Origin of the sequence: Bacillus xiamenensis (assembly GCF_001857925.1) — a bacterium.
In the GTDB taxonomy this organism is placed as follows: Bacteria; Bacillota; Bacilli; order Bacillales; family Bacillaceae; genus Bacillus; species Bacillus xiamenensis.
Genome location: NZ_CP017786.1, coordinates 2,413,589 through 2,437,204, shown reverse-complemented (window position 1 = coordinate 2,437,204; position 23,616 = coordinate 2,413,589). Strand labels below are relative to the sequence as shown.

Here is a 23,616-nt window from a genome sequence, read left to right as displayed (position 1 = left end):
AATAGCAGATTTCAAAAATTTACACATTCTCATGCGTCTTTCTTTACAGCGTATGAATTAAAGATGAGAGGGAAATGTAAGAATGGAGGTGATGTCCATATGTCTCGTTTGAAGAAAAATCCATCAAAAGCTGGCGTAAGTGCTGCAAGTGTAAAAGGAAACGCAGGTCCATCACAAGAAGCAGACCTTGGCGGGAAAAAGACCAGTCAAAATCAGCAATATAAAAAGAAACATTAAGGAACCAAAATCGTAAGGAGGAAACACATCTTGAACAATCAGCAAATGAATATGCCCCCGCAAGTCATTTCAGTGAAGGATTCCTTGTACTTAGAGGATATGCTGAACTGGAATTTGATCGCCATGAAAAAAGCCCACTTTATGGCCGAGCATTGCCAGGATCAAGCATTGAAACAAGAACTCAATCAAGTTGGTCAAATGCACCATCAGCATTACACCCAAATTCTTCAGCATTTAGGCAGCTCAGGGCAAGGCCAGTCTTCTGGCTTTATGCAATAGGAGGTAACAGACATGGATCAGCAAAACCAACAAAAAATCGGGAATCCACAAACGCCGGTTCCAACAACCACAAACATGAACGATCGTGATTTTATCACAGATCTCTTGTCGACTGAAAAATATATGACAAGCGGATATAACACAGCGCTGAATGAATTAAGCCATGAATCTCTTTACCAAGATATTCAGCAAATTGCGCTGGAAACACAAAAAACGCAAAGACATTTATATGATGTCATGTTCAAATATGGCTGGTATTCTGTCGAAGCGGCTGAGCAGCAAAAGCTCCAGCAAGCACATCAAAAGTTCCAGCAAACACTGACAGATCAGTCTCCATATGGACCATCAAACATGTCATAAAGAAAAACTGCCAGTGATGATGCTGGCAGTTTTTTTAACGGTCTTTATTGGCTCGATGAGCTTCATTTAATTGTTTGATCCGCTGAATCGTTTCTTTGATGTCTTCCTTTGCCTCTGGATACGTTTCATTAAAATGCTTCGCTAGAGGCGGCATGCTTTTGGCAATATGAGAGTAGATCACCCACTGCGTGACATCTCTTTTCAGTTCCTCATTCGTTTCACCAAGCAGCAGCTCTGTATATTTATCAAGCAAGCCCTCTAGCTTTTCATCTAATTCATTTCCCATTGATCTTCCGCTCCCTTTTTCAGAAAAAAACCTGACTCTGCGCGTAACAGATGTCAGGCTTTTCACATACGATTATCTTGCAGCAAGAAATGTCTCTGCTTGTGCCTCCTGCACAATACAGCGTCCTCTGCCATGCGGAATACATAATGGTGTTCCGAATAAAGGATCTGTTGTCACTTGGCAGTTCATATCAAAGACATTTTTCACGAGATCACAGTTAATGACGGTTTCCGGTCTTCCTTCTGCATAAATCGACTTGTCTTTAATGGCAACAAGATGATGCGCATATCTGCAAGCGAGATTGAGGTCATGCAGAACCATGACAATCGTGCGCTGCTCTTTTTCATTTAAATCAAACAGAAGATCAAGGATTTCAATTTGGTGCGTCATGTCTAAATACGTTGTTGGCTCATCTAATAGGATAATATCCGTCTCCTGCGCCAATGTCATCGCAATCCATGCACGCTGCCTTTGTCCACCTGATAATGAATCGACCGTTCGATCAGCTAGGTCTTCCATCTTCGTTGACTTCAGTGCGCGATTTACCGCTTCTTCGTCTTGCTTTGACCATTGCTTCAGCCAATTTTGATAAGGGTATCGCCCTTGCTTAACTAGCTGGTGGACAGTTAATCCTTCCGGCGCTTCTGGTCCTTGCGGAAGAATGGCAAGCTGTTTCGCCACTTCCTTTGTTGGTAATTTGGCAATGGAATGACCTTCAAGCAGGACAGATCCACCCATTGGCTTCATGAGACGGGCCAATGAGCGAAGTAGCGTGGATTTACCGCATCCATTGCTGCCAATAAATACTGTGATTTCACCCTTAGGGATTGATACATTTAGTTCATCTATGATCATTGTTTCTCCGTAGCCTAAGCTTAAACCTTCAGTAGAAATGGCACTCATTCCGCTCAAACGCTCCTTTTCTCATCCAAATTTTTTATATTGAATATCGTCTATGTAGACGTCAAAGATCACTTATCTCAATTTAGTGTATCAGATTTGAGTGATTTTGAAAATCATTTTCAATTAAAAAATGAGAAAGTCTCGTTTACTTTTTCTTTTCGAATGTACGATTTGTCCCATCTTCGAGCTTCATATCGACCTGAATCCGCTGATAATCGTCATCTAAATTAAAGGCAGCTAATAGTTCATTTACATACGTTTCATTTAGCTTTGCACTAGGTATAGACATATCATTTAACTTCATCTTCATCTCGCGCAATGCTTCCTCCCCTTCATAGCGGACACCATTCATATGATCTCGAATCAGTGCTTCTTCTTTTCCGCCCACCTGACGATAGGTAGCTTCGTATAATTCATTTTTCTGCCCATATTGAACATGTAGATGCAGATGATGAAATGGCAGCTCCTTCATTTGAACAGCTGACAGACTTTCTGCTTCTGCTTCACTTGTATGTTGCATTGGTTCGATTGATTGACAGCCAGACAGCATAAAGAGCAGCACTCCTAGCAGTCCCGCCTTCTTCCAGCACATCATGTGTTTCCTCCTATTTCGCTTCATCGGTTTTTATTCTGCTCTAAGCTTCTTTTCGTTATTCACCTAAACACTGTGTTATGGTAAATGAAAACAAAAAATATACGTCAAAAGGAGAAACGGATGATGAAAAAAACAGCCATTGTGACTGGTGCCAATAGCGGCTTTGGCAAGCTCATCACGCTGCGCCTCGCTCAGCAAGGCTATACCGTAATTGCTGGTGTGAGACAAGAGGCCAATGCGAAAAAGCTTGCGGAAGAAGTAAAGAAAGCCGCTTTATCCGAATTGATACATATTGAAGCATTAGATGTGACGGATACACAGTCCATTCAAGCATTTCAGAAAAGGCTCGATACTGATGCACCCATTCACCTGCTTGTGAACAATGCGGGAACAGCCTATGCTGGTTTTGCTGAAGAAGTGCCTGTTGACAAGTACCGCCAGCAATTCGAAGTGAATGTCTTTGGGGTGATGGAAATGACACAGGCGGTCCTTCCGTTTATGACAACCGGTGCAAAGATATTGAATATGAGCAGTATCAGCGGGTTAATGGGTATGCCTGCGCTCTCTCCATATGTATCGTCCAAATTTGCACTAGAGGGCTATACAGAGAGCTTGCGAATTGAACTGGCTTCGTTTGGCATTCAGGCCGCTTTGATTGAGCCGGGTTCTTTCCAAACAAATATTTGGAACACCTCTATGAATGAGCAAATGACGCAGCCCGCAGAAGATTCTAAATACACAGCTATTTATCAAAAGATGATGTCCTATATTGAAGCGCAAAAAAACAACTATGGAGATCCTAGCGAAGTTGCGGAGCTTGTGGTCTCACTTGCAGAGAAGAAGCGTCTAAAGAAGCTGAGATACCTTGTGGGGAAAGGTGTACGGCTTTCATTCCTAGCAAAGCAGCTCCTGCCTTGGAATGTATGGGAAACGATCATTTTACGGACACTTTCATCCAAAAAATAAGCGCAAAAAAACAGGTGGATCTTTTATCCACCTGTTACAGATCATTGACAAAGGGCTAAAATGACCTTGATTTTAGTCCTTTGTCTTCTTTTCAGCGTGACCTGAAAACCTTTGCAGTCTAGAAAGGACGAGTACCGGTGCGGAGCGAATTTGACATTCGTGAGCACCGGCACGCAGGACTGCGGGCGAATGCGATGGTTTGTCTACACGCTGACAGGTGGATCTTTTATCCACCTGTTTTCATTTATTCGTTATCAGACTGCCCAAGGGTAATATCAAGGTTTTTGTTCTTTCCTTCACGGATGACCGTCATTGTTGTTTTATCACCGATTTTTGTTTCTTTATAAAGGATTTCTTTTAGCTGTGAGCTGTTCTCCACATCTTTCCCTTTGAACTTGATGATGACATCTCCAGACTTCAAACCTGCCTTTTGTGCAGGTGATCCTTTCGATACATCTTTTACGTAAATGCCTTTACCGATTTGTTTATCAAATAATCCGAGCGTATTTTCCTGATACGTTTCAGGCACTTGCTCTAGGTCAATCATTTGAACACCAAGGTAAGGGCGTTCGATTTTTCCATTTTTCAATAGCTGATCGACAATCGGTTTCACATCGTTACTTGGGATGGCGAATCCAAGTGATTCTACACCGCTTTCGCTAATTTTCAAGCTGTTGATCCCAATGACTTGACCGTCCGTATTGATCAGTGGACCTCCACTGTTTCCTGGGTTAATGGCAGCATCTGTTTGAAGCACATTCATCTCAACAGTACCAGATGACGTAGTCGCTTCAACGGTACGATCGACACCACTAATAATTCCTTCTGTCACAGTACCTGAGAACTGCGCACCAAGCGGGTTCCCGATAGCGATCACTTTGTCTCCGGCACGAAGCTTAGACGAATCACCAAAGCTTGCGACTTTATCAATGCCGTCAGCGTTGATTTCGAGAACAGCCAAATCTGTCATCACATCATTGCCGACAAGCTTAGCATCTTTTGTTTTTCCATCATAAAGCGTGACCTTTAATTTATTGGCACCTTCAACCACGTGGTTATTGGTAATAATGTATGCTTTTTTTCCATCCTTTTTAAAGATCACACCGGAACCAGTTCCAGCTTCCGCTTCTGTTGATTCTCCGCTAAGACCGAAAGAGTTTTGTGTAGATTGATAGTTTGAGACCCCTACAATGGTCGGCTCTAAATCCTCTACCATATCGGCTACATTCGTCGCATTGGTGATTTGTTTTGATGAGAAATTATCAGAGGTAACCGATTCACTTGACGCTGTTTGGGTTTGCGTGTTGGCAGCTGTGTCCTGTGCCTGCGGTAAAAGCGGTGTAATTCCAAGCACAAGACCTCCGCCAATAATCCCTCCAAGAATCGGACTCAGCCATGCAGCCTTCCGTTTTTTCTCCTTTTTAGAAGCACGATCATCCACAATTTGAGGTGACCTGTTTGTCACACTCTCCTGAGAGGCGGATGCTTCATTTTCATGGTGGTGAAAAACGAGTTCTTTTTTTGGTTCTTCTATTTCTTTCTCGTTCTCTTGATGTGTTTCTTCTTGATGATTGATCTTTTTTTCTTCATCTTCTCTTCGGAAATCCATCGCTTGCACTCCTTTGCATCATTTTCATGAAATGCTTCATTCATATGTGTAGATAGGACCGATGTCCTCTTAATGGCAAAATCATTGAAAATACTTTATGGCAATATACCAAATTATATAATACTTATTCATAGAAAAAAAGCAAGGTGCGCACATTGGTGGAAAACACCTATTCATCAGCTTTTTGTCTATGCCCTTTTTTCCCTTGAGCTTATCATAATCAAACATTATGGGATAATGATGAGAAGAATATGTGAAATTATGAAAAAAGCGTGTGATTGTTGACATATCGCCTTTGTATCCCGTTATAATGACGTTGAGAGGATGTGGAAGACTTTGTCGTACACCATTTATTTAGTTGAGGATGAACAAAACTTAAATGAACTTTTAACCAAGTATTTAGAGAGTGAAAATTGGAATGTCTCCTCTTTTTTAACCGGAGAAGCGGCACGTGCGGCAATGGACAAGCCGCCGCATCTATGGATTTTAGATATTATGCTGCCTGATACAGACGGCTACACACTCATTAAAGAAATCAAAGCCGCCTCACCTGACGTACCAGTCATTTTCATTTCTGCACGTGATGCAGATATTGATCGTGTCCTCGGCTTAGAACTGGGAAGCAGTGACTATATTGCGAAACCATTTCTTCCGCGGGAGCTGATCATCCGAGTGCAAAAGCTGCTGGAGCTTGTGTATAAAAACAGTGAGACCCCGCAGCCAAGCATCACACACGTTTCCTCCTACACCATTCATGAGGACGTGAGAGAGGTGTTTGAAGGGGATCAGCTGATTAACTTAACTTCTAAGGAATTTGACTTGCTGCTCTTATTTACCCATCATCAAGGACACGCTTTTTCTCGTGAAGATATTCTCGTGAAGATCTGGGGACATGATTACTTTGGGACAGATCGTGTCGTGGATGATCTTGTCAGACGGCTGCGTAAAAAAATGCCTGACTTAAAAGTCGAGACCATTTATGGATTTGGCTATAGGATGCTAAAGGGATGAAGAACAAACCGCTCGCTTTTCAAATTTGGGTCGTCATCTCTGGCATTTTGCTGACCATTTCGATTGTCCTGATCATTTTATTTTCAAATACATTACGCAGCTTCTTCACAGATGAAATTTATAAAAACATCGAAAATGAACAGCAGGTGTTAACAGAATACCCTTTGAATCGAGACGGATCACCAAAGTCGACCCCAGAAAACCGCTCGGTTCAGCACATTCTGATCCCGTCAGATGAATTAGATCAAATGGCGCAGTTTTTCCCGCATGCGTTTATTGAAAAAGTACAAACCTTTGTGAAAAAACAAAAAAGCGCAACGAAACGCTATTCTGAAGAAGTGAATGGCCAGCATATCTTTTTTGTGATCAAAAAAGTCTCAACAGGCAATACACAATATATTCTGTTGTCGTATGCACCAGATTCTTATCGAGACGACTTGTCCTTTACGCTGTTTAAACAGCTGATATTGATCTTAGGCACTGTCATTTTACTAAGCTGGATTCCGTCTATTTGGCTTGCCCGCTACTTATCCCGTCCGATCGTTGCGTTTGAAAAGCACGTGAAGCGGATTGCACAAGAGGACTGGGACGATCCTGTGGTCGTTGACAGGCAAGATGAAATCGGCAAGCTCGGTCATACGATTGAAGAAATGAGACAAAAGCTCATTCAAAAGGATGAAACGGAACGAACGCTTTTGCAAAATATATCACATGACTTAAAAACACCTGTGATGGTCATCCGCGGATATACGCAGTCCATTAAAGATGGGATTTTTCCTAAGGGAGATCTTGAACAAACGGTGGAAGTCATTGAAGGTGAAGCGGAAAAACTTGAGAAGAAGATCAAAGATTTGCTGTATTTAACAAAGCTTGATTATTTATCAAAACAGAATCCCGCACATTCTTCCTTCCTTGTGAGTAATACAATGCTGGAAGTGGTCGACCGCATACGCTGGTCGAAAAATGAATTGCAGTGGAACGTGGACTTAGATGATGAGGCTACACTTGAAGGCGATCCAGAACAATGGAGCAAATTATTTGAAAATGTACTAGAAAATCAACTTCGCTACGCAAAAAGTAGAATTGACATTCATATGAAGCAGGAAGAGGATCACATTCGCATGGTCATTCGTAATGACGGCCCTCCAATTGAAGAACACATGCTATCCAGCCTATACGAACCTTTTAGTAAGGGAAAAAAGGGCGAATTTGGTATTGGATTAAGCATTGTCAAACGAATTCTTTCAATGCATCAAGCGTCCATATCTATTGAAAATGATGATCTAGGTGTACGCTATACGATCACTGTTCCAAAGAAGAGACTGTAGGTTTTTGACCGCAGTCTTTTTTTAGATGAATGAATACCCAGTGAAATCACGGTATGTGGCTTTGATCTTTTTGCCAGCTTGGTACATCCATTTCTTTTCAATGGTTGTTTCTTTCGGCATTTTGACTTTTTCTACTTGAATTCCTTTTGCTTTCAAGCGTCTAATCATATCATCGATTTCTCTCATGGAACATCATCCTTTCACATATTTTGACCAGTTGGTCACCTTACTTTATAATATAAAGAATTACACTGTAAAAAACAAGTTACAATCTGATTAATTTTTGAAAACTTTCGTCGTTTATGACCGATAAGTCACATCTCTTCGCGCACGTTTCCTAAGACATTTGTCTCTCGGTAAGAAAGGATGACATTCATATTGAAAAAGAAAGAAAAAATGATCATTGAAGCCGGCATGAAGTTATTTGCCAGCAAAGGCTACAATACAACGTCTGTTCAGGAAATTGCGGATGAATGCCATATGTCAAAGGGTGCTTTTTATCTTTACTTTAAATCAAAGGAAGCACTGCTCATTTCGATCTTGCACTACTATTACGATAAGGTATTTACCCGGATTCACGAGGTTCAAACAGAGGGCGGCACACCAAAAGAAGCCTATCGCAAACAGCTCACTGTCTATTACGATAATATTTTGCAGCAAAAGGATTTTATTAAAATGCAGCTGAGCGACAGGGCTCTTCCATTGAATGAAGAAACGCAGCAGCTTGCAAAACAAATTCGGCTTGCAACGATCCAGCTTCACATTGATAACATTAAGCAGGTATATGGGGATGCGGCGATTCCTTATATGGCTGATCTTTGTTTGACGATTGAGGGCATGAGTCATGTTTACTTTGAGCTTGCAATTTTATATGATTTTCAGCTGGAAGCAGAGGAACTTGCCAAAACGATGATTCACCGTATTGATGATTTGATGGGCGGTATGATGAAACGAAACGACCTTCCGCTCATTTCTGTGGACCAAGCAAGCGACTGGTTCGGCCCTATTTATGAACGATCATTTGACCCGCTGACAGAATCTCTTTTAAAAGAATTAAGAGAGCAGGCTGAAGAACACTATGATGTGAAAGACGAGCCGGATTTATTTGAAGCACTTGGCATTTTAGAAAATGAGTTAAACAAACAAAAACCGAGACAAGTCATTGTAAAAGGTATGCTCTACCAATTGAAATTGTTCCCTCCGCTTCAAACCATATCTGAGTCACTTTTGCGTATTTTGAAAGAGGACCATTTGTAAAGCCCAGGACAGCCCCCCTGGGTTTATTGTTGTGAATGGAACATCAAATTCAAATCCTCCCTTTACTGATAGTGTGCTCATACAATCAGAGCAACTTGGTTTCAAAACATATCGTTACCTTCAAACATCTTCAAGTGATTCTTCTGACAGCTCAAAATGAGAGATCAAAGATGATCCCCATCCTGCGGGCGCCTTTGATCACTTTATAACAAAAAGGGCAGACTCCTCTGTATCCCTGAGATATGGCTTGAAAAAACTCGACTTCACGTGTTTTTCACTCTAATCAATCTCGTCTTCACGTTCTCAACCACCATTCATCTCATCATTTTTCCCACAAAAAAACCAGGGGCAGCGGGCCCCTGTTGTCTTATTTTGCTTTCGGTGTCACCATTTCTTCTGGTTTCACAAACTCTTCAAATTGCTCTTCTGTTAATAGCTCTAATTGAAGGGCTGCTTCTTTTAGCGTTAACCCTTCTTTGTGCGCAAGCTTAGCAATTTTCGCTGCATTTTCATATCCGATGTGCGGATTAAGCGCCGTCACAAGCATCAATGAATTTTTCAGGTTTTTCTCGATTGTTTCTAGGTTTGGTTCGATTCCAACGGCACACTTGTCATGGAATGAGTTCATGCCGTCAGCAAGCAGTTCAACTGATTGCAGGAAGTTATAGATGATGACCGGCTTAAATACGTTCAGCTCAAAGTTTCCTTGGCTTGCGGCAAAACCGATCGTTGCATCATTCCCCATGATTTGCGCTGCAACCATTGTTAAAGCTTCACTTTGGGTTGGGTTGACTTTTCCTGGCATAATGGAGCTGCCTGGCTCATTTTCAGGAATGATCAATTCGCCAATTCCACAGCGCGGGCCACTTGCAAGCCATCTGACATCATTGGCAATTTTCATTAAATCAGCTGCAAGTGCTTTTAGAGCACCGTGTGCATACGTAATTTCATCATGGCTTGTTAGCGCATGGAATTTGTTTGGTGAAGAATTAAATGTTTGACCTGTCAGCTGGCTGATTTCTTCAGCCACGTATTTGCCGAACTCAGGATGTGCGTTAATTCCTGTACCGACAGCCGTTCCACCAATCGCAAGCTCTCTCATTTTTTCAGTCGATTCTAGAATCATTTCTTTTGAACGATCAAGCATGTACACCCATCCGCTAATCTCTTGGCCAACTGTCAGCGGCGTTGCATCTTGCAAATGCGTACGGCCGATTTTCACGATCTCTTGATATGCTTGTGCTTTCTCATCAAGTGTCGCTCTTAATTGGTCAATAGCAGGTATTAATTTTTTGTGCACAGCTAAAACAGCTGCCACGTGCATAGCTGTTGGGAATGTATCGTTTGAGCTTTGGCTGCGGTTGACGTCATCATTCGGGTGAATGCTGAGTTCACTATTTTTATCTTTCAAGAAAGCAGTTGCTCTATTTGCAACAACTTCGTTCATGTTCATGTTACTTTGCGTTCCACTGCCTGTTTGCCAGACAACCAGCGGGAAATGCTCGTCATATTTTCCACTGATGATGTCATCACATACAGCAGCAATCGCTTCTGCTTTTTCACTTTCAAGGTTACCAAGACGTTCATTGGCAATCGCTGTGCTGCGTTTCAAAATTGCAAACGCATTCACAACTTCCTTTGGCATTTTCTCAGAACCGATTTTGAAATTTTCTTTGCTTCGTTGTGTTTGTGCACCCCAGAACTTGTCCTTTGGCACCTTGATTTCGCCCATTGTATCTTTTTCGATTCTAAATTCCGTCATTATGTATCCCTCCATAGCTTCATCACTCAACTCTATTCTATACAAAAAACGAAAATCCTTTAAGCGTTTTCAATTAAAATTTTATCTTTATTTTAATTTTAGTTCAATATAAACGCGGACATCTTTGGAATATTTGTATTTCGGATTCGTTTTTCCGTAATCTTTTGATGTATAGGTCACCTCATAATACTTGTCAAATGACTGTAGAATACGGTCGATCTCCTCTTTTGTACCTGCTAAACGAATTTGTGCCATCTTGTGTCCTCCAAAACCCTCATTCTTTCTTTTACCACAAAATAATGTAACACAGAATATTGTTTTTTCAAGCAGGTAATGCTAAGAAAAAATGTTGAGGCGGGTGATCCTTTTGAAACAGACTCCATTAAAAGAGCACTTATACGATAATCTCTCTGTCATTCTCCCGCAGTTAAAGGACATGGATGATTTGATCCATGAGAAAAAAACATTACCTCACGGACAGGTTGTCTACTATTTATACATTAAAGAAATGAACGAAACGATGCAGATTCAAACCTTCTTAAAGCTGCTGCTGCAAGATCATTCCTCTTTGACAAAAGAGAAGCTGGAATCCAATTTATCAATGATGACCACCCGTTCTGTGAAAACCTCTGAAGAATTGCTGGAGGCGATTTTCGAAGGACATTGTGTCGTTCTGATTAACGGATTTCAGCATGCTTATATTCTAGAAACACATGGAGCGATGAAACGTAGTTTAGGGGATTCCACATCTGAAACCGTGGTAAGAGGGCCGAAAATTGGCTTTATTGAAGATTTAGATACGAACTTAGCTCTTGTCAGACAGCGCTTGAAAAATCCTGATCTCAAAACCGTCGATATGAAAATCGGTCAGAAGAAACTCACCCAAGTGACCATTATGTACATTGACAATATCGTAGATCCTTCTGTTTTAAAAGAAGTGAAAAAACGGCTCAAACAAGTCACCTTTGATGACATACAAGACTCTGGCGTCCTTGAAGAACTCATTGAAGACAATGTGTATTCGCCGTTTCCGCAAATTCAAAATACAGAACGGCCTGATAAAGTTGCCTCTGCTTTGAACAACGGACGCGTCGCTATCTTTGTCGATCATTCACCTTTTATATTAATTGTGCCTGCTTCCCTTGCGACGATTATGCAGTCACCTGATGATTATTATGAGCGCTGGATTTCCGCCTCTCTTATACGATTGTTGCGGTTTATCTCGATCTTTCTCACCTTGTTTTTATCAGCCATCTATATTGCCCTTGTCTCCTTTCATCAAGGTCTTCTGCCCACCACTTTGGCTATTTCGATTTCAAGCACAAGAGAGAATGTCCCTTTTCCACCTATTGTCGAGGCACTTATTATGGAAATGACCATTGAACTGTTGCGGGAAGCCGGCTTACGACTACCAAATCCACTTGGTCAAACGATTGGACTGGTGGGCGGAGTTGTCATTGGACAAGCGGCTGTACAGGCTCATATTGTGAGCTCCATCATGGTCATTATCGTCAGTGTCATCGCTCTTGCATCCTTTACGGTTCCGCAATACGGAATGGGCATGTCCTTTCGTGTGCTCCGATTTGTGTCCATGTTTACTGCGGCTACTTTTGGATTATATGGGATTGTTTTATTCATGCTCGTTCTGATGACACATTTGACGAGGCAAAAAAGCTTTGGGACGCCTTACTTCTCACCAGATTTTGTGTTCAGTTATAAAAACAAAGACAATTCCATCATTCGACTTCCGCTCAAAAGTCAAAAGAAAGGAGAACGATATGGTGAATCATAAAGAGTCAATTTCAAGCTATCAGGCAAGTGCCATTATCTCGAATACCACACTAGGCGCAAGTATGTTGGTTCTGCCCAGATCAATGGCTCAGGCAGCGTCCACACCTGACGGCTGGATTGCACTCTTACTAATGAGCGTCATTTACATTGTCTTTATTTTTGCCAATGTACTCATGATGAAAAAAGTCCCTTTCTCCTCTTACTATGATTATACAAACGAAGGGCTTGGGAAGTGGATCGGCACCATTGCCAACCTCTTGATCATTATTTATTTTCTTGGCGTCGCCAGCTATGAAGTACGCTCGATGTCGGAAATGGTGAAGTTCTTTCTGCTTCAAAACACACCTATAGCCGTGACGATGCTCAGCTTTATTTTGGTCGGCTTTTATCTTGTGATTGGCGGTATAGGCGACTTTGCGAGGCTGTGTCCTTTTTTTCTCATTGTCACACTCATTATCTTATTTGTGGCCTATGGACTCAGTGTACAAGAGTTTGAGCTCGATAACCTCCGGCCAGTGCTTGGAGAGGGCTTCTCCCCTGTCTTTCAATCCTTTAATGCTTCTGCCATTTCATTTGTCGGCATTGAAATGATGCTCTTCATGCCCGCTTATATGAAGTCGCAGAAACATACCTTTGCTTATGGGGCCGTCGGTTTTTTAATTCCTGCGATCATCTATATCTTCACCTATATCCTTGTAGTTGGTGCGCTCACGGTGAAAGAAACGGCTACCCTCACCTGGCCGACCATTGCATTGTTTCAATCATTTGATATTCAAGGGATCTTTATTGAACGGATTGAATCCTTTCTTTTGATCGTATGGCTTGTTCAGCTTTATACGAGCTTTGTAGGGTATACGTTTTTTGCCGCAATGGGGGTATCGAAACTGACCAAGTTTCCAAAAAAAGTGGTGCTTGGTTTAATGGCCGTCGTCATCTATCTTGCCGCCATTTTCCCAAAGGATGTTGATACGGTTCGGGTTTATTTAGCCTATGTCAACAACTTATTTTTCTTGTTATTCGGCATCCTCCCATTTCTCTTATTCATCATTGTGTTTTTCAAAAGGAGGCGAAAAGCAGCATGAAAAAGAAAGCGGTCTTTGCTTTCCTGACGCTTGTTTTATTAAGCGGGTGCTGGGATAGTACTAATATCGAGGAGCTCAACATGGCGATTGGGTTTGCAGTGGATAAAGGCGATCAGGGGCATAAATTAAAACTGTCTATGCAAGTGCTTGTTCCGCAAAAGATTGATCAAGAAGCAAGTGTCAAAGATCCGACGAAAATCATTGAAACAAATGGTGATTCAGTGCATCAAATTTTTCGCACAACTGCTTTAAAGGCGCATCGTATTTTCGCTCAGCAGTTAAGAATTTATTTGTTTTCTCAGGAGCTTATTCAAGAAAATAATTTTGATTTGGTTATCAATCAATTCATTCGGGACAATGAAACACGAAGGGGCAGCCTTGTCTTTATGGCTTCCGAAAAGCCTGGAGACATGCTGAAAATTAATGATGACGGACAGCCCGCCTCTTCCACCTTATATGATATTTCTGCAAATATGAAAATGACCGTTCGTATGCTTAAGTCCGTTTCATTAGGAGATATCTCCTCTGCTTTGCAAAACAACGTATCCTTTGCCATTCCGAAAGTCAGTGTCAATCAAGGGAAATTAATGATCGACGGCGCCTCTATCATTAAGAATAGACGGTTTCTTACCAACATCTCTCCCTTAGCGGTTCAATCATACAATCTGCTGACAGGGGACGGCAAGGGCGGAGTGATTGAATTTGAATATGATCACAGCATCTATTCGTTTGAAATATTTAAACTCAAACACAACATCGAGACTCGTAAAACAGCCAGTGGCAGATATGAATTCGATGTATCAGTTCATCTAGACGGAAGATTGTCTGAGGACTGGAATGAACGAGAAAATTCATTTAATGAAAAATACATCCAAGAGATTGAGAAAGTCGTGGCACGAAGACTAGAGGAAAACGTGAAAGATTTCATCGAAGAATTACAGCACGAGATCAAAACAGATATTTGTGGGTTTTATCAAAAAGCAAGTATTGCGTATCCGAAGGAATACCGAAAAGAAGCGAAAAATTGGGATGATATTTTTAGTGAATCGGATATTCGTTACAAGGCAAATGTGAAAATCCGTGACTTCGGGACTAAGGGCGCAACACAATCCTTATAGAGTATGTTAAAATGGTAAGAAAAAAAGGGTGTCAATCATGAAACGAGCTTTACTTTCGGCCGGCATTCTATTTTTGATTCTAGGAATACTTCTGTTAATCGTTGTATTCGTGCAATCAAAAGAAGATTTCTTCATTGAAGCCGACAGCTTTACAAGCACATTTTTGATCGTGATTTATTATGGACAAACCCCTGCGCTCCTTCTTGTGGGAGGCGGTTTATTTGTTGGACTTTCACAGATCATTGATTTGCAGGAGAAAAAAGCGGCAGTGGCAAAGGAAAGCGTAAAGCTGCTATCCGAGATGAGGAAAACCCTGGAAGACAAATCGGCCAAGGAGCAGGAGGAGGCTTTCCCAGTTCCAGAGCTCCATCAACTCTCCGAACGTCCAATCACAGGACAGAAGGACTAATTTCACGCATGTTCTAGCAGCTTTCATTTGAAAGCTGTTTTTTTTATTGAATCAGCTTATGGCGATGGGCATACACTGCCGCTTGTGTGCGGTCTTCTACATCAAGCTTGGAAAGAATGTTCGTAATATGCGTCTTGACTGTTTTGATGGTAATAAACAGTTCCTCTGCAATGACCTTATTCGATTTCCCATCTGCAATCAGCTTTAATATTTCCATTTCTCTTGCGGTTAACGAATCGTGCAGAATCGACCCATTTGATGAATGACGGAGTTTGTTCATGACCTTTCCCGCTACTTTTGATTCAAGCCGCGGCTCTCCAATACTGGCAGATCGAATGGCATCAGCAATTTCCCCTGCCTTCGATGTTTTTAATAAATAGCTCAAAGCACCAGCCTCAATGACTGGGTAAACTTTGTCGTCATCAATAAAGCTCGTCAGCACGATAATTCTGGCATCCTCTATTTCCTGACAAATTCTTTTCGTTGCTTCGATACCGTCCATTCCTTCCATGACAAGATCCATTAAAATCACGTCTGGCTTTAATTCAACCGCTAGTTCTACACCTTTTTGTCCATCTGACGCTTCACCGATCACTTCAATATCAGCCTGTGCCTCTAAAAAGGCAGCAAGCCCCATTCTCACCATTTCATGATCGTCAATTAAAAGCACTCGAATCATCGAACGTTCTCTCCTTTTCCGTCATCAAAAATGGGAACCTTCACATCTATTTGTGTGCCTTTTCCCTCAAATGACATAATCTCTGCGACACCGCCTACTTCACTTGTTCTTTCCCGTATTGATTCAAGTCCGTAGGAAGCGGTCTTCACATGATCCGTTTGAAAACCGATCCCGTTGTCGATAATTTTCAGCTGAACTTGACGGTTTCGAATGAGCAGACGTACCGTCACCTTTGTCGCCTTTGCATGCCTAAACACATTGGAAAGGGCTTCTTGCACAATTCGGAACAGATGATCCTCCACTCCTTTAGACAGCGGGACATCATCTTCTATCTCCCAATCAATATCAATTGGCTGCTTTGCCTGAAATTCATTAAGCAGCTCGATCAAGCCTTTTTTCAAGTCTTTCCCTTCAAGTGTGATCGGTCTTAGATGCAGAAGAAGTGCACGCATCTCATTTTGTGCATCGCCAGCCATTCGTTCGACAAGACGCATTTGCTTTAGAATCTTTTCATCCTTTTCCTTCATGCCTTCAAGAATCGCAGAGGTCATCATGGAAATCGCAAATAATTGCTGGCTGACCGCGTCATGCAGTTCACGGGCTAGACGCTGACGCTCGTCTGAAACAACCGATTTTTTCATTTGAACCTGCCATTCAGCACGCTCATTCGAAAGCTTTTGCAAAGAGGCTACTTGCCCTTCAATCCGTTTTGCCATTTCATTTAATTGATCAGCCGCCAAACCAATTTCATCATCACCTAAAGACGGCAGTCTGTACGCAAAATTCCCATTTTCAAACTTCAAGATCGACTCCACAATCTGATCCAGGCGCTTCTTATGCTGATAGCCAAACACATGGCCGGCTGATACACCAATGACAAGACTAATGATGAGTAAAATGCAAAAAAACGGGATGCCGAACCACCGTGTAGACAGCAAGATCATGGGGTCAAGCTGATAATAAAAAAACATCGGCAGTGTCGTCATGATCACAACACCAAGCGAGATACCAACTGCGAGACGAACAGATTGCCACTGGATGCCTAAATGCAGTTTTCTCATAAGTACCTCACGTCCACATCCCCAATCAGTAGAGAAATGGAGATTTTCACTTTTCGCTTGCTCTCATCGTAATCATTGGTCATCACATATACTTTACTGCCAAATCCGCTTCTTTTTTCATCAATGATTTTCATATCACCAATCGCAGCCGAAGCACTCACACACACTTCAATGTCCTGCGGAATGTAAATATCCACATCTCCGATGAGTCCGCTAATGACGATGGTACTTTCTTCCTCTGCGATGATGGCCTTTGATAAGTCGATTTTGACATCACCAATGAAGCCTGAAATCGTCAAATCACTTAATTGAAACGGCTTTTTCATCAGCCTGACTTCCCCAATAAAGAAGTCATGTTCTTTTCGTGGCTTTGTCTGGCTTTTTGTTTTCTTTTGACCGCTCTTTTTTTCAAGATCGACTTTCAATGAAGGCTTTTTCTCGTCTCTCGACTCCTTTTTATCGACATCAAAAACAGGTTTGTTCTTTACTAAACGATAGCCCGCATAGATCAAAAAAGCAGCAAATAAATACCCCGTTAAGCTAAACGTGATATTTAGCAGGAACTTCAGGAAGAGAAAGCCGGCAAAAATATAGGATACCGAACCGAGCCAACGTTTGGATCGTGAGTGCAGCCAATAGCCAGCAAGTGCAAAAAACACTGGCCAAAATAGGTCAGCTCCGATCCCAATAATTTTGAGAAAAAGATTGATACCAAAAATCACAACAATGATGCCTAAAATTTGATTTCTTGAAAAACGCAGTTGACTCGCCCCCTTCCTTTATGACGTATCATTACCGTAGTTTTAAGTTTCCACTTGTCATCTCAATATCGACTAAGTGTGCCCCATTTCCCCGTGTGCCTGTAAAGCCTCGACCTTCACTATCCGCTTGATCAAACTGATACGAATGATCGACGCTTCCACTCGTTTTTTTCACTTGGACTTTGAAATCTCCCTCATCTGGCAAGTTAAGTGTCGCACTGCCTGACGTCATATGAAAGTCAACCGGTGACTCAATTGTATCAAAACTTGCCGTCAACCTGCCGCTTGTCATGCCTAGTTGCAGCTTTCCTTTTATATCTTGAATATCGGCACGACCTGAAGTTGCACCAATATCACTTTCCTTCGCATCAATATGAGACACTGAGAGTCTGCCAGAGGTTGCTTTAATTTCCACACGTTTTGCTGAGAAATTCTCAGCTGTGAGGTTTCCGCTTGTTGATTTGAGCGTCACATCTTGAAGAGACAGCTTTCCTTCGCCATTTACTTCACTCACGCCGCTTCCACCTGTAATCTTCACATCTTGATGATAATCTGTTGGAATTTTGACTAAGAGTTCTCCTTTTTCAAATTGAGAGAAAAACAAAAACCCTTTATTTTCAGCACGAACTTTGAATGTCCCGCCTGTTTGCTCCGCATACATTTTCCCTTTTCCACCTACGACCATTACGGAAATATCAGAACGATTCTCAGGCTTCACTTTCACACGAAATCCAGAAAGAGAGATATCTAATTGATCAATCTCATCCTTTTTCGCTGAAGCTGTTGTCACCGCTTGCTCTTTAGAAAAGCTCAAATGAAAGAGATCTCCATTTTTGAAAAGCATCCCAATCATTAACAAAACACCAACAAGTATACAAATTAGACCGATTAACCGTTTCATTTATACCATCCCTTTACCCTTTGACCTTTTTATTATAAGGAAAAGCGAATCAGAAAGAAATTAAATATCGGAAGAAAAAACCTGCTTTTCTTCCGATTTGACACATTTTCCTTAGTTTGCTTGCTGTTGTTCAGGCTTTTTTTCCAGCTTCAGCTTCTGCCATTCCTTTTCAACCTCATCATCGTAATCTAGATGAGCATACGCACCTTGACCTGCAAATCGTGCATAGCTGCCCGCTTTTGTCTCCATTTCCTCGATACGGTTCTCCATTCGTAAGAATTCCTTATATGCACTTTCACTATCTACTTTATTAATGGATTCATTCATATACTGCTTTGCCTGTGCGGCATTTGCTCTTGCAATCAGCGCTTGCTTCTTGTCTTTCATATCACGCATCTTTGTTTCTAAATGCTGCAATTGTTCTTTTAGCTCTTTCAGCTGTTTCACAGATTGCTGGTAGGCATCTTGATACTCGTTGTGCTTTTCTTCAAAATACTTCATTTCAGTGAGCGCTTTTCGTGCAAGCTCTTCTTCTCCTGCATGAAATGCCAGCTCAGCCTGCTTTTTCCGCTTACCAGCAAGTGCTTCTGTTTCCTCTGCTTTTCGCAGGAAGCCTTGCTGAATGGTCTGCTGTTTGATGATCGCATGTTTCGCTTTGGCCATATCACCTTCCATATCACGAACGTATTGATTGAGCATGACACGTGGATTCTCCATTTTATCTAAGCCCTCATTCACTGTCGCAACAAACATATCCCTTACTCTTCTTAATACCATTTGATATTCCTCCCTTTATTTTTTCTTTAAAAAGTCTTCCCACTCTTGATCAAATGACGTGTGAATTTGTTTATCCATGTTCGGCGTCGTGTTTGGCTCCATATATGAGCTGCCTGATGATTGTTTTGTTGATTCACCATTTATCATTTTCCAGCCAAAGTAGAGAAGCGCTGCTGCAAATGCGATTCCGAGTAAAAATGGCAGAGATTGCACGACGAGCAGGACACCGATCACAGCGAGAATGACACCTGTTGTTTTACTGCCTTTATCATATTTTTTGACACCTGCGTAAATGAGCCACGCCCCAATTAGAGTTGGGATCAGCCCCCCTATTGAACCACCAAAAAAGATGGATAAACCGACAAACATTAGAATCGAACCAATGATGGTTTTACTTGTTATTTTCATCTTCATGCCTCCTTTCTTGCTCCTTGCTTTTACTATAGTCGAAAAAGAAAGCCGGCAAAACGTGTCGTAGATTGATCTTTGATTGCGACCAGAGTCGTAACGATGCTCAGACTGACCGATTGAATCCATTAAAAAAAGCACTCCTCGATTAGAAGAGTGCTTTCCCTTATTTAGAATGGAACACATCTGCACTTCGTTCATACTCAACATCAGCTTCACCGAGCCGATGATTCACAATACGGGCGGCTGCAAATAAATAGTCAGATAGACGGTTCACATATGTGAGGGCAACAGCTGGAATGTCCTCCTGCTTCGCGAGTGTCACAATATGCCGCTCGGCTCTTCTGACAACTGTCCGCGCCACATGTAAGAGGGCAGCGCCTTCCTGGCCGCCAGGTAAAATAAATTTGGTGAGTGGCGCAGCTTCTTCTACATAGACATCCATTCTTTGCTCAAGGGCTGCCACAGATTTTTCCGTTAGCTTGCCTTCTTTCGGTGGTTTCACCGCTGCCAAATCGCCGCCGCAGTCAAAGAGCTCATGTTGAATGACAATCAGCTCAGACAGAATATCATGAAACAATTTGCCATGCCGCCGTAAGTTTGCATGGGCAAGCCCAATAAAGCTATTTGCCTCATCTAACGTACCGTACGCTTCTACTCTTATGTCGTCTTTATCCGTTCGCCCGCCAATCAAGCCGGTTTGACCTTGATCACCGGTTTTGGTATAAAGTTTCATTGCGGTTCCCCCTTGTCCATTTCTTGTTCCTTTTAGTATACCCTGTATTGTAAAAGATGTATTTGTTTTATTATGAAACACTTTTTCTCAAACGTTCTTCAATCCCACTATATATGTTGAATGATGAAACACCACACTTTATAATAGAATGAAAGCGCTTTTTAATTTTAAAAGATGGGCGGGATGTATGTGACTTTACAAAACAAAGTAGCGATTATTACAGGGGCAAGCAGAGGAATTGGCCGTGCCATTGCAGAGACACTCGTCCGTGAGGGGGCTCGCGTTGTATTGAGCGGAACGAATGAAGATCTATTGCAAGACGCTTGCTCCGCACTGAATAAAGAAGAGACATGCGCTGTTTATGTAGCCGGTGATGCTAGCTTACCAGAGACAGCGGCCTCCCTCGCTCTGCAAGCAAAAACACATTTCGGACAGATTGATATATTGGTTAACAACGCCGGGGTCAATTTGCGAAAATCAACAGTCGATACATCCGTTGATGAATGGAAAAGGTTGATCGATATTAATTTAACCGGTACGTTTCTCATGTGCCAAGCTGTCATACCTGACATGATCAAACAGCAAGGCGGGAAAATTGTTAACATGAGCTCGACAACCGGCAAAACCCCTCATCATAATGCATCACCTGCTTACGGGGCATCAAAGGCCGGGATCAATTATTTAACGATGCATCTCGCAAAAGAATTAGCAGCGCACCGCATCCATGTAAATGCTGTCTGTCCTGGCCCCATTGAAACTGATATGAGTAAACAGTGGAGTGCTGAATACCGCAGCGCTGTGTTAGAAAGGATTCCGCTGAAAACAATTGGGACACCGGAGCAAGTCGCAAACGTGGTCGCCTTTTTAGCCTCTGATCAGTCTGATTTCATTACAGGAGAAACCATCAATATGAATGGCGGCACGTATATGAACTAGAAAAAGAGCCTCAATATGACGGCTCTTTTTGGTTCCTATCGTTTTTCTCTCGTACCAGAGAGCATGATCGCCTGTCTAATGGCCTCTTCCATGCTCGCAGAATCAGCCTTTCCTGTCCCTGCAATATCAAATGCCGTTCCATGATCAACACTTGTACGGATAATAGGCAGACCTACCGTAATGTTCACACCTGATTCTAAGCCGAGCACCTTAATAGGCCCATGTCCTTGATCATGATACATCGCCACGACGATATCAAAATCGCCTCTTGTTGTCCTAAAGAACAGAGTATCAGCTGGCAGCGGGCCAAATACTTGAATCCCTTCACCCTGTGCTCGTTCCACCGCTGGGATGATCTTTTCCTCTTCTTCTCCATTCCCAAACAGCCCATTCTCCCCAGCATGCGGATTAATGCCGCATACAGCAATTCTAGGTGCAGAGATACCGGAACGGACGAGTGTCTCATGAGCCAGCTTAATCGTTGTGTATACACGCTTTGGGTTGATTTTTAAAATGGCATCCATTAATCCAATGTGTGTCGTCACATGCACCACTTTTAAATTGGGAGCCGCCAGCATCATGGCATAATCCTCCGTACCCGTCAGATCAGCTAAAATTTCCGTATGCCCTGGGTACATATGACCTGCCTTATGAAGTGCTTCCTTGTTTAACGGTGCTGTACAAATCCCATCAATTCTTCGGTCATTCGCCAGTGTAATGGCTTTTTCAAGATATCGAAAAGCGGCATTCCCTGCTTCTTTTGAAATATCCCCTACCGGTATATCACCAGTTAAAAGCTTAAGATCAAGGCAGGGAACTGCGCCAGCTTTTACCTGCTCCGCTTCCTCGGGCTCTGTAATACTGACAATCTCCACATTTGTATCCACAAACTCTTTCGCCCTATTTAATATACTGGTGTCCCCAATCACAAATAGAACAGCTTCTTCATGTAAACGGCTTTGCTGGAAGGCTTTTAAAATAATTTCAGGACCAACGCCAGCCGCATCTCCCATCGTTACAGCAATGATTGGTTTTGACATTCGTCTTCCCCCTCTATGTTTTTCAGCACTTCTACCGCATGGAGCACAGAATCTTTTTGACCGTATGCCCCTGCTTTGGTGACCGCATATAAATGAGTATCAACGAGCCGCCCAAGCGGGATGCCGGGTTCAATTTCTTTCAGCAGCTGAATTCCCCCCGCTCCAAGCTTATGGCATATCGCACGTGCTGTATCACCGCCAGTTAAAAAAAGGCGTTTCACCCCTGTTAATTCAACAATGTCTTTTGTGATCATTCCAAGACAGACAGACAAGGTACTCCCGACCTCTTGTCTTGTCATTCCTTTTGCTTTGCCGTAAGCCAGCATCTGTTCAACGATTTCAGGCCTTGCGTCCGTATAAAGAAGAATATCTTCATCCTGACGCATAAGCAGCTGATCCATGACTGATTTTCTTTCCCACGCTTCACAGCCGTTTAATACATTTAGCGGGTTCACTTTCACCTCAAGGCAATCATGCTGATCTCGTAAGTAAGCAAACTGTTCATTTGTCTTTTGAGAAGCACTTCCTGATACGATGAGAACAGGCTCTTTTTTAGGACGAATGCTGCTTCGTTGCTTCGCAACATAAGCTGATAATGCACTAGCCAGTCCTGCTGAACCGACCCATAGCACTCTTTGATCCATCTTCATAAACAATTCAACAATCTGAGTTAAATCATTGTTCGTTTCTGCATCACACACAAACCATTGATGACCATGTTTCAATAAAGATGCGACCTCATGACTCGTGTCGGTTAGCGCTGAATGGATCGCTTGCTGCGTGAGATTTTTTGGTCTGACATTTGTCTGCTCAGCAATTAAGTCTGATATGCTGGATGTCAGGACAGGCGTTTTCGGGTCCTTTGCTGCCTCTGACAGATGAACAGGCACACCCTCCACATAATGAATGCCATAAGCAGTAGATCTTTTTGCATCGGGATAAGCGGGGGCAATGACGGCTGCATCAAACCGGCCAAGATCCATCAGTGCCTGCAGTTCAATCCCAATGTTTCCTCTTAACGTTGAATCTACTTTTTTAAAGAAAAGGTGCGAATGCTCTTGTAAAAATGGCTGCACCACTTGACTGACCTCATTGTACGCTTTTTCAGAAGGCATACTTCGTGAGTCTGTGTCGACAATCAGTACATCCTCCTCCTTGTACCGGCTGATGTCATCAAATGACGGCTTGAACAGTACGGAGGCTTTTAAGCCTGCTTTCACAAATTGAACACCGGTATCACTTGCGCCTGTTAAATCATCCGCCACAATGATTACCTTTTGCTCTAGGTTCGCTCCTTTTTTTAATAGATCGTTTGTCATTTAGA

28 protein-coding genes are annotated in these 23,616 nt (G+C 42.3%); 12 read left to right on the top strand and 16 right to left on the bottom strand.

Going from position 1 to position 23,616, the window contains the following annotated elements:
* The first annotated feature begins 99 nt into the window (after window positions 1-99).
* Genes BK049_RS18955 through BK049_RS12285 form a run of 3 tightly spaced genes read left to right on the top strand, consistent with a single transcriptional unit; the run spans window position 100 to window position 876 of the window.
* On the top strand, window positions 100-237 hold the full coding sequence (locus BK049_RS18955) for a YuzL family protein (protein WP_008356665.1): 138 nt from the start codon (window positions 100-102) through the stop codon (window positions 235-237).
* A 27-nt stretch (window positions 238-264) separates the two neighbouring features.
* Entirely contained in the window at window positions 265-516 is a 252-nt protein-coding gene (locus tag BK049_RS12290; protein ID WP_232532145.1) for a hypothetical protein, read from the top strand.
* 12 nt (window positions 517-528) lie between these two features.
* Window positions 529-876 (top strand): spore coat protein, encoded by a 348-nt coding sequence (locus tag BK049_RS12285; protein ID WP_008356662.1) that lies wholly within the window; start codon window positions 529-531, stop codon window positions 874-876.
* A gap of 34 nt (window positions 877-910) precedes the next feature.
* Here the strand turns inward: BK049_RS12285 and BK049_RS12280 are convergent, their stop codons facing one another.
* From BK049_RS12280 to BK049_RS12270, 3 genes are all read right to left on the bottom strand, one after another.
* Entirely contained in the window at window positions 911-1,162 is a 252-nt protein-coding gene (locus tag BK049_RS12280; RefSeq protein WP_008356660.1) for a YusU family protein, read from the bottom strand.
* Between the two features lie 72 nt (window positions 1,163-1,234).
* Window positions 1,235-2,065 carry an ABC transporter ATP-binding protein gene (locus BK049_RS12275; RefSeq protein WP_008356658.1) on the bottom strand — a complete coding sequence of 277 codons (831 nt, stop codon included), beginning with the start codon at window positions 2,063-2,065 and terminating at the stop codon, window positions 1,235-1,237.
* Between the two features lie 145 nt (window positions 2,066-2,210).
* Entirely contained in the window at window positions 2,211-2,657 is a 447-nt protein-coding gene (locus tag BK049_RS12270) for a YusW family protein (RefSeq protein WP_008356655.1), read from the bottom strand.
* Between the two features lie 126 nt (window positions 2,658-2,783).
* On the opposite strand from BK049_RS12270, the gene BK049_RS12265 reads away from it, so the two are divergent.
* Entirely contained in the window at window positions 2,784-3,626 is an 843-nt protein-coding gene (locus BK049_RS12265; protein ID WP_206760378.1) for an oxidoreductase, read from the top strand.
* Between the two features lie 244 nt (window positions 3,627-3,870).
* Here BK049_RS12265 and BK049_RS12260 read toward each other — a convergent pair whose 3' ends face one another.
* Window positions 3,871-5,235, bottom strand: coding sequence for a S1C family serine protease (locus tag BK049_RS12260; protein ID WP_008356651.1), 1,365 nt, complete (start codon window positions 5,233-5,235; stop codon window positions 3,871-3,873).
* 336 nt (window positions 5,236-5,571) lie between these two features.
* Here BK049_RS12260 and BK049_RS12255 point away from each other — a divergent pair, with 336 nt between their 5' ends.
* Together BK049_RS12255 and BK049_RS12250 are read left to right on the top strand one after the other, a co-directional pair.
* Window positions 5,572-6,246: a response regulator transcription factor gene (locus tag BK049_RS12255; protein ID WP_008356649.1), complete on the top strand. Its 675-nt coding sequence runs from the start codon at window positions 5,572-5,574 to the stop codon at window positions 6,244-6,246.
* Entirely contained in the window at window positions 6,243-7,574 is a 1,332-nt protein-coding gene (locus tag BK049_RS12250; protein WP_071168637.1) for a sensor histidine kinase, read from the top strand. The genes BK049_RS12255 and BK049_RS12250 overlap by 4 nt, the downstream gene beginning before the upstream one ends.
* A 21-nt stretch (window positions 7,575-7,595) precedes the next feature.
* Here BK049_RS12250 and spxO read toward each other — a convergent pair whose 3' ends face one another.
* Complete coding sequence (gene spxO / locus BK049_RS19540) at window positions 7,596-7,760, bottom strand: anti-adapter protein SpxO (RefSeq protein ID WP_008356647.1); 165 nt, start codon at window positions 7,758-7,760, stop codon at window positions 7,596-7,598.
* Between the two features lie 192 nt (window positions 7,761-7,952).
* Between spxO and BK049_RS12245 the strand changes: the two genes are divergently transcribed.
* Window positions 7,953-8,831: a TetR/AcrR family transcriptional regulator gene (locus BK049_RS12245; protein ID WP_008356644.1), complete on the top strand. Its 879-nt coding sequence runs from the start codon at window positions 7,953-7,955 to the stop codon at window positions 8,829-8,831.
* Window positions 8,832-9,198: 367 nt separating this feature from the next.
* On the opposite strand, the gene fumC is transcribed toward BK049_RS12245, so the two are convergent.
* Window positions 9,199-10,593: a class II fumarate hydratase gene (gene fumC / locus BK049_RS12240; protein ID WP_008356643.1), complete on the bottom strand. Its 1,395-nt coding sequence runs from the start codon at window positions 10,591-10,593 to the stop codon at window positions 9,199-9,201.
* Window positions 10,594-10,680: 87 nt separating this feature from the next.
* A complete protein-coding gene (locus tag BK049_RS18945; protein ID WP_008356641.1) occupies window positions 10,681-10,848 on the bottom strand; it encodes a YvzF family protein in 168 nt (55 codons plus the stop codon).
* A 112-nt stretch (window positions 10,849-10,960) separates the two neighbouring features.
* Between BK049_RS18945 and BK049_RS12235 the strand changes: the two genes are divergently transcribed.
* Genes BK049_RS12235 through BK049_RS12220 form a run of 4 tightly spaced genes read left to right on the top strand, consistent with a single transcriptional unit; the run spans window position 10,961 to window position 14,993 of the window.
* The gene (locus BK049_RS12235; protein ID WP_008356639.1) at window positions 10,961-12,385 is read left to right on the top strand and encodes a spore germination protein; all 1,425 of its coding nucleotides are present in this window, start codon (window positions 10,961-10,963) and stop codon (window positions 12,383-12,385) included.
* The gene (locus tag BK049_RS12230) at window positions 12,372-13,466 is read left to right on the top strand and encodes a GerAB/ArcD/ProY family transporter (RefSeq protein ID WP_008356636.1); all 1,095 of its coding nucleotides are present in this window, start codon (window positions 12,372-12,374) and stop codon (window positions 13,464-13,466) included. The genes BK049_RS12235 and BK049_RS12230 overlap by 14 nt, the downstream gene beginning before the upstream one ends.
* The gene (locus BK049_RS12225; RefSeq protein WP_071168636.1) at window positions 13,463-14,584 is read left to right on the top strand and encodes a Ger(x)C family spore germination protein; all 1,122 of its coding nucleotides are present in this window, start codon (window positions 13,463-13,465) and stop codon (window positions 14,582-14,584) included. Before BK049_RS12230 ends, BK049_RS12225 begins: the two co-directional genes overlap by 4 nt.
* Window positions 14,585-14,621: 37 nt before the next feature.
* Window positions 14,622-14,993: a hypothetical protein gene (locus tag BK049_RS12220; RefSeq protein WP_071168635.1), complete on the top strand. Its 372-nt coding sequence runs from the start codon at window positions 14,622-14,624 to the stop codon at window positions 14,991-14,993.
* A gap of 43 nt (window positions 14,994-15,036) precedes the next feature.
* Here BK049_RS12220 and liaR read toward each other — a convergent pair whose 3' ends face one another.
* The 7 genes from liaR to BK049_RS12185 all read right to left on the bottom strand — a co-directional run bounded on the left by liaR (window position 15,037) and on the right by BK049_RS12185 (window position 20,316).
* The gene (gene liaR, locus BK049_RS12215) at window positions 15,037-15,672 is read right to left on the bottom strand and encodes a two-component system response regulator LiaR (protein ID WP_007500305.1); all 636 of its coding nucleotides are present in this window, start codon (window positions 15,670-15,672) and stop codon (window positions 15,037-15,039) included.
* Window positions 15,669-16,733 (bottom strand): two-component system sensor histidine kinase LiaS, encoded by a 1,065-nt coding sequence (gene liaS, locus BK049_RS12210; RefSeq protein WP_071168634.1) that lies wholly within the window; start codon window positions 16,731-16,733, stop codon window positions 15,669-15,671. Before liaS ends, liaR begins: the two co-directional genes overlap by 4 nt.
* Window positions 16,730-17,494 carry a cell wall-active antibiotics response protein LiaF gene (gene liaF, locus BK049_RS12205; RefSeq protein WP_071168633.1) on the bottom strand — a complete coding sequence of 255 codons (765 nt, stop codon included), beginning with the start codon at window positions 17,492-17,494 and terminating at the stop codon, window positions 16,730-16,732. The genes liaS and liaF overlap by 4 nt, the downstream gene beginning before the upstream one ends.
* A gap of 31 nt (window positions 17,495-17,525) precedes the next feature.
* Window positions 17,526-18,395, bottom strand: coding sequence for a LiaG family protein (gene liaG, locus BK049_RS12200; RefSeq protein WP_034738503.1), 870 nt, complete (start codon window positions 18,393-18,395; stop codon window positions 17,526-17,528).
* A 111-nt stretch (window positions 18,396-18,506) separates the two neighbouring features.
* Entirely contained in the window at window positions 18,507-19,172 is a 666-nt protein-coding gene (gene liaH / locus BK049_RS12195) for a stress responsive protein LiaH (RefSeq protein ID WP_008356623.1), read from the bottom strand.
* Window positions 19,173-19,187: 15 nt separating this feature from the next.
* The gene (locus BK049_RS12190) at window positions 19,188-19,580 is read right to left on the bottom strand and encodes a hypothetical protein (RefSeq protein ID WP_008356621.1); all 393 of its coding nucleotides are present in this window, start codon (window positions 19,578-19,580) and stop codon (window positions 19,188-19,190) included.
* Window positions 19,581-19,746: 166 nt separating this feature from the next.
* Window positions 19,747-20,316, bottom strand: a complete 570-nt coding sequence (locus BK049_RS12185) for a cob(I)yrinic acid a,c-diamide adenosyltransferase (protein ID WP_008356619.1) — start codon at window positions 20,314-20,316, stop codon at window positions 19,747-19,749.
* Between the two features lie 189 nt (window positions 20,317-20,505).
* On the opposite strand from BK049_RS12185, the gene BK049_RS12180 reads away from it, so the two are divergent.
* Entirely contained in the window at window positions 20,506-21,252 is a 747-nt protein-coding gene (locus BK049_RS12180) for an SDR family NAD(P)-dependent oxidoreductase (RefSeq protein WP_034738528.1), read from the top strand.
* A gap of 35 nt (window positions 21,253-21,287) precedes the next feature.
* On the opposite strand, the gene pdxA is transcribed toward BK049_RS12180, so the two are convergent.
* Both pdxA and BK049_RS12170 read right to left on the bottom strand, forming a co-directional pair.
* Complete coding sequence (gene pdxA, locus BK049_RS12175; RefSeq protein WP_008356614.1) at window positions 21,288-22,292, bottom strand: 4-hydroxythreonine-4-phosphate dehydrogenase PdxA; 1,005 nt, start codon at window positions 22,290-22,292, stop codon at window positions 21,288-21,290.
* Window positions 22,268-23,611, bottom strand: a complete 1,344-nt coding sequence (locus BK049_RS12170; protein ID WP_071168632.1) for a four-carbon acid sugar kinase family protein — start codon at window positions 23,609-23,611, stop codon at window positions 22,268-22,270. Before BK049_RS12170 ends, pdxA begins: the two co-directional genes overlap by 25 nt.
* Window positions 23,612-23,616: the final 5 nt, after the last annotated feature.

Coding starts and splice junctions, on each gene's coding strand:
- BK049_RS18955 (WP_008356665.1), top strand. CDS start 100: ATGTCTCGTTTGAAGAAAAATCCATCAAAAGCTGGCGTAAGTGCTGCA.
- BK049_RS12285 (WP_008356662.1), top strand. CDS start 529: ATGGATCAGCAAAACCAACAAAAAATCGGGAATCCACAAACGCCGGTT.
- BK049_RS12280 (WP_008356660.1), bottom strand. CDS start 1,162: ATGGGAAATGAATTAGATGAAAAGCTAGAGGGCTTGCTTGATAAATAT.
- BK049_RS12275 (WP_008356658.1), bottom strand. CDS start 2,065: ATGAGTGCCATTTCTACTGAAGGTTTAAGCTTAGGCTACGGAGAAACA.
- BK049_RS12270 (WP_008356655.1), bottom strand. CDS start 2,657: ATGTGCTGGAAGAAGGCGGGACTGCTAGGAGTGCTGCTCTTTATGCTG.
- BK049_RS12265 (WP_206760378.1), top strand. CDS start 2,784: ATGAAAAAAACAGCCATTGTGACTGGTGCCAATAGCGGCTTTGGCAAG.
- BK049_RS12260 (WP_008356651.1), bottom strand. CDS start 5,235: ATGGATTTCCGAAGAGAAGATGAAGAAAAAAAGATCAATCATCAAGAA.
- BK049_RS12250 (WP_071168637.1), top strand. CDS start 6,243: ATGAAGAACAAACCGCTCGCTTTTCAAATTTGGGTCGTCATCTCTGGC.
- spxO (WP_008356647.1), bottom strand. CDS start 7,760: ATGAGAGAAATCGATGATATGATTAGACGCTTGAAAGCAAAAGGAATT.
- fumC (WP_008356643.1), bottom strand. CDS start 10,593: ATGACGGAATTTAGAATCGAAAAAGATACAATGGGCGAAATCAAGGTG.
- BK049_RS18945 (WP_008356641.1), bottom strand. CDS start 10,848: ATGGCACAAATTCGTTTAGCAGGTACAAAAGAGGAGATCGACCGTATT.
- BK049_RS12230 (WP_008356636.1), top strand. CDS start 12,372: ATGGTGAATCATAAAGAGTCAATTTCAAGCTATCAGGCAAGTGCCATT.
- BK049_RS12225 (WP_071168636.1), top strand. CDS start 13,463: ATGAAAAAGAAAGCGGTCTTTGCTTTCCTGACGCTTGTTTTATTAAGC.
- BK049_RS12220 (WP_071168635.1), top strand. CDS start 14,622: ATGAAACGAGCTTTACTTTCGGCCGGCATTCTATTTTTGATTCTAGGA.
- liaR (WP_007500305.1), bottom strand. CDS start 15,672: ATGATTCGAGTGCTTTTAATTGACGATCATGAAATGGTGAGAATGGGG.
- liaS (WP_071168634.1), bottom strand. CDS start 16,733: ATGAGAAAACTGCATTTAGGCATCCAGTGGCAATCTGTTCGTCTCGCA.
- liaG (WP_034738503.1), bottom strand. CDS start 18,395: ATGAAACGGTTAATCGGTCTAATTTGTATACTTGTTGGTGTTTTGTTA.
- liaH (WP_008356623.1), bottom strand. CDS start 19,172: ATGGTATTAAGAAGAGTAAGGGATATGTTTGTTGCGACAGTGAATGAG.
- BK049_RS12190 (WP_008356621.1), bottom strand. CDS start 19,580: ATGAAAATAACAAGTAAAACCATCATTGGTTCGATTCTAATGTTTGTC.
- BK049_RS12185 (WP_008356619.1), bottom strand. CDS start 20,316: ATGAAACTTTATACCAAAACCGGTGATCAAGGTCAAACCGGCTTGATT.
- pdxA (WP_008356614.1), bottom strand. CDS start 22,292: ATGTCAAAACCAATCATTGCTGTAACGATGGGAGATGCGGCTGGCGTT.
- BK049_RS12170 (WP_071168632.1), bottom strand. CDS start 23,611: ATGACAAACGATCTATTAAAAAAAGGAGCGAACCTAGAGCAAAAGGTA.